The 3401-nt window shown below is 44.0% G+C and carries 6 protein-coding genes; 2 read left to right on the top strand and 4 right to left on the bottom strand.

Annotated features, from left to right (window positions below; translation table 11 throughout):
* Positions 1 to 293 (bottom strand): AAA family ATPase (locus H6F50_RS08235; protein WP_190428246.1); only part of this gene is annotated, 293 nt, incomplete at its 3' end.
* Positions 294 to 386: 93 nt separating this feature from the next.
* Complete coding sequence (locus tag H6F50_RS08230) at positions 387 to 671, bottom strand: hypothetical protein (protein ID WP_190428245.1); 285 nt, start codon at positions 669 to 671, stop codon at positions 387 to 389.
* Positions 672 to 697: 26 nt separating this feature from the next.
* Here H6F50_RS08230 and dcm point away from each other — a divergent pair, with 26 nt between their 5' ends.
* On the top strand, positions 698 to 1663 hold the full coding sequence (dcm, locus tag H6F50_RS08225; RefSeq protein ID WP_190428244.1) for a DNA (cytosine-5-)-methyltransferase: 966 nt from the start codon (positions 698 to 700) through the stop codon (positions 1661 to 1663).
* On the opposite strand, the gene H6F50_RS08220 is transcribed toward dcm, so the two are convergent.
* Together H6F50_RS08220 and H6F50_RS08215 are read right to left on the bottom strand one after the other, a co-directional pair.
* A complete protein-coding gene (locus H6F50_RS08220) occupies positions 1649 to 2311 on the bottom strand; it encodes a hypothetical protein (RefSeq protein WP_190428243.1) in 663 nt (220 codons plus the stop codon). The two genes, dcm and H6F50_RS08220, sit on opposite strands and share 15 nt — an antisense overlap.
* Positions 2268 to 2555: a NotI family restriction endonuclease gene (locus H6F50_RS08215; RefSeq protein ID WP_190428242.1), complete on the bottom strand. Its 288-nt coding sequence runs from the start codon at positions 2553 to 2555 to the stop codon at positions 2268 to 2270. Before H6F50_RS08215 ends, H6F50_RS08220 begins: the two co-directional genes overlap by 44 nt.
* 124 nt (positions 2556 to 2679) lie before the next feature.
* Between H6F50_RS08215 and H6F50_RS08210 the strand changes: the two genes are divergently transcribed.
* Positions 2680 to 3401: serine/threonine-protein kinase (locus H6F50_RS08210; protein ID WP_190428241.1), on the top strand; the 722-nt coding region annotated here is incomplete at its 3' end.

Below are 3401 nucleotides of genomic sequence, written 5' to 3'. Positions count from 1 at the left end.
TCCTCCTCATCTGCGAAAGCATCCGGTACATCAGACAAATCAAACGTCACCGTCACGCTAGTCTCCACCGTGCCGCGATGGGTTTGGTTGTGATTCACCAAATCCGGCAAGCGTTCCGCCCGCATTCCCTTAGAACTGGCGAGTCCGAGGCAAAACAGCAACGCATCAAGAATATTCGACTTCCCCGAACCATTAGGGCCAGAAACCACGGTAAACCCCGGCAGCAACGGAATTGAGGTAGTGCCGCCGAAGGATTTGAAGTTACTGAGTTCCACTCGCTTGACATAGACCATAGGCGCTGGTCAATTAGGCTGTTCGGGTAGGTACAAGTGTATCAGTGTAATGATTCTCAATAGGTTAGCAGACGTGCTCAACTGATGACACCTTTACTCTTCAAGGATGTCTCTTGTGACCTCAATTAACTCGCTAATACTGATTTGCCTGCCAAGATGCGACTCCAGAACCTCGACGATTGCTGCTAACGTACTAAACTGAACACCGTTTAGCTCATTACGCACGGCGCTGCCGATTGTATTCTTGCTGACTCTACCTTGAGCAAGCTTCATCAATTGATACTGAGTTATTGCCTCACGCTCAAGAAACTCCTTTAGCCTCCATCGTACAGTTATCATTGATGTTCCAACTTCAATGCTCTTGGCTGTACCCAACATATTGGGTATACTGAGCCAGTAACCCAATGGATATGAGCATAATGGAAAGGCGTTTGCGAGTAGCATCGTTTTTTTCTGGTATTGGAGGCTTCGATCTCGGCTTTGAAATGGCAGGGATGGAAGTCGTCATGCAGTGCGAAATAGATCCCTTTTGCAGAAAGGTGTTAAAAAAGCACTGGCTTGATGTTCCATTGTATGGTGATATTGCCGAGATCGAAAATGAGCAAATTCCCCATGCCGAGGTCTACGTCGCAGGATTTCCTTGCCAAGATTTGTCCTTAGCAAACCAAGGTAAAAGAAAGGGTTTAAAGGGAGAAAGAAGTGGACTGTTTCACGAATTTATCCGACTGGTTAAGCAACGACAACCTCGATGGATTGTCCTCGAAAATGTCCCAGGATTGCTCAATAGCAACTCTGGAAGAGATTTTGCAGTTGTCCTCCATGCCTTGGAAGGAAGCGGGTATGGCGTTTCGTGGAGAGTGTTTGACTCTAAATTTTTCGGAACACTCCAGAGACGTAGAAGAATCTTCCTTGTCGGAAGTCTTGGCTCAATCCGTTCCGCTCAGGTTCTTCTTGACGACAGACCATTTAAAATCTCTACTAGATCGAGCCAGTGCAAGGAACAAGCCATTACCACCAGCTCTAGAAAAAGCAATAAAAAATCAAGTATCTATTCTATCCAGCACGCCTCAGTTGGAAGAAAGCATACAGCGGGCCCGCAGTCAAAAGGATTCCGTAATGACGGAGAAACTTGGACTCTTGATTCAAGAGGCAGCTCAGATGTTGTCTGTAAGACGGATGACTCCTTCGGAGTACGAGAAACTTTAGGGATTCCCTTTGGATTGGACTCTCGTCGATTCCGAGTCTTAGGTAATGCTGTTACAGTTTATGTTGCCAAGTACATTGCCGAACGAATAGTTTATGTTGAAAAAGGGCATCAGCTTTTGAAAGAAAGCTCAAATCCTACTTTCAAACAATTAGCTCTCTTCTAAAGAGATCATGCTAGTTGTAAAGAGTTCATCATCTCTCACCCCATACTTAATTAGTCTCTCAACCAATTCTTGAAGGTCTAAATACAAAACATTATCTATATTAATATAAAAATTAATGGCTTCATCCTTTGTAATTTCATAAGGGATAAATGCACAATTCAATTCCCCACTCTTCTGGCGCTTCAGGGTTTCAATATCAGGTAATTTCCTGAGTAGGTGTAGATAGATAGTTTTACCCATTGCCGCTACAAATTTTTTATCGGAACTGACGCATATTCCTCCTTTTACGATTAACTGTTCTTGCAAGCGTCTCCAAGCATTAGCCGGAATTAAGCCTGGAGTGGTTACTCTACCAGTTTTTGTAACTCGTGCAGGAAAACTATCTAATCTTACGTCCTCTCCATTTTCCCATTTAGTTACATGGTCGGTAAGAATTCTTGTAGAACTTGTTTCCCCACCTCCCTGAATTTCAAGAATGCAGGCATCGCCATTTCTCTTGTCTCTCAAAATAAAGTCTGCCCTTTGCCTGAGTCTCGTTGTAACCTCATACCTATATTCAATATCTTGGGCTGCTATACCAGCCTCAAAGATGACTTGTGATATTTCAAATAAGCGCGAGCGCTGATATGATGACTTGTGATATTTCAAATAAGCGCGAGCGCTGATATGAGGTTGGATTCTGCATATCTGTAGACAAAAGCCTATGCTCGCAAACAATCAACGGAACGCCGCCGCTACTTTCAACCACACACATCGGTTTTTGTTCAAGCTCTCGGTTAATTTTTTTACAAGTTTTACCAAGGTATGGACATAACTTCTCAGCTGATTGATACTCGGAAGCTGTTAAAGCGTGAGTATTCATACCTAAAAATTCAATAATCTTTACAGCCATAAGCTTTCCTATGTCTATTCAATTATGAGCGATCGCATCTTTGGACCCCCACAATTTAGCGCGATCGCTCCCAGCTATGATGCTTGTATAGAATCACCAGCAACCAGTAACAGCGTAAACTGAGATGACACCGACGCTCTTAAATAACCGCTATCGCATCATTCGGGCGTTGGGAACAGGTGGGTTTGGCGAAACCTTTTTGGCGGAAGACACCCATATGCCTTCTCGTCGTATCTGTGTCATCAAGCAACTGAAACCTGTCACCAACAACCCCCAAGTTTATCAACTCGTTCAAGAGCGATTTCAGCGAGAGGCAGCTATTTTAGAGCAACTGGGTGAAGGAAACGAACAAATTCCTCGGTTGCACGCTTATTTTGAAGAAAAAGAGCAGTTTTACTTAGTTCAGGAATGGATTGAAGGTTTCACCCTGAGTCAAAAATTGCAACAGCAGGGACTTCTGGGCGAAAAATTAGTCAAGGAAATGCTAGCAAGTCTCTTGCCAGTTTTGGATTATATCCACACCAAAGGGATTATCCACCGAGACATCAAACCGAGCAATATTATTCTGCGACAACAGGATGACAAGCCTGTTTTAATCGATTTTGGCATCGCCAAGGAAATCATTGATAGGACGGTAGACGCCCAAAGCGATATCAGTCAATCAATTGCTGTCGGGACGCTGGGTTATATGCCCCCAGAACAAGCAGCGGGTAAACCTGTCTACGCAAGCGATATTTATAGTCTAGGATTGACTGCGATTTATCTGCTGACAGGTAAACGTCCTCAAGACTTCCATATCAATCCTCAGACGGGCGAGATGATGTGGGATGCAGACGCCCTAGGATT

This window comes from Coleofasciculus sp. FACHB-712 (genome assembly GCF_014695635.1).
Taxonomy (GTDB): Bacteria; Cyanobacteriota; Cyanobacteriia; order Cyanobacteriales; family FACHB-T130; genus FACHB-T130.
The sequence above is the reverse complement of the archived record's forward strand: the minus strand, read 5'-3'. Positions and strand labels throughout refer to the sequence as shown.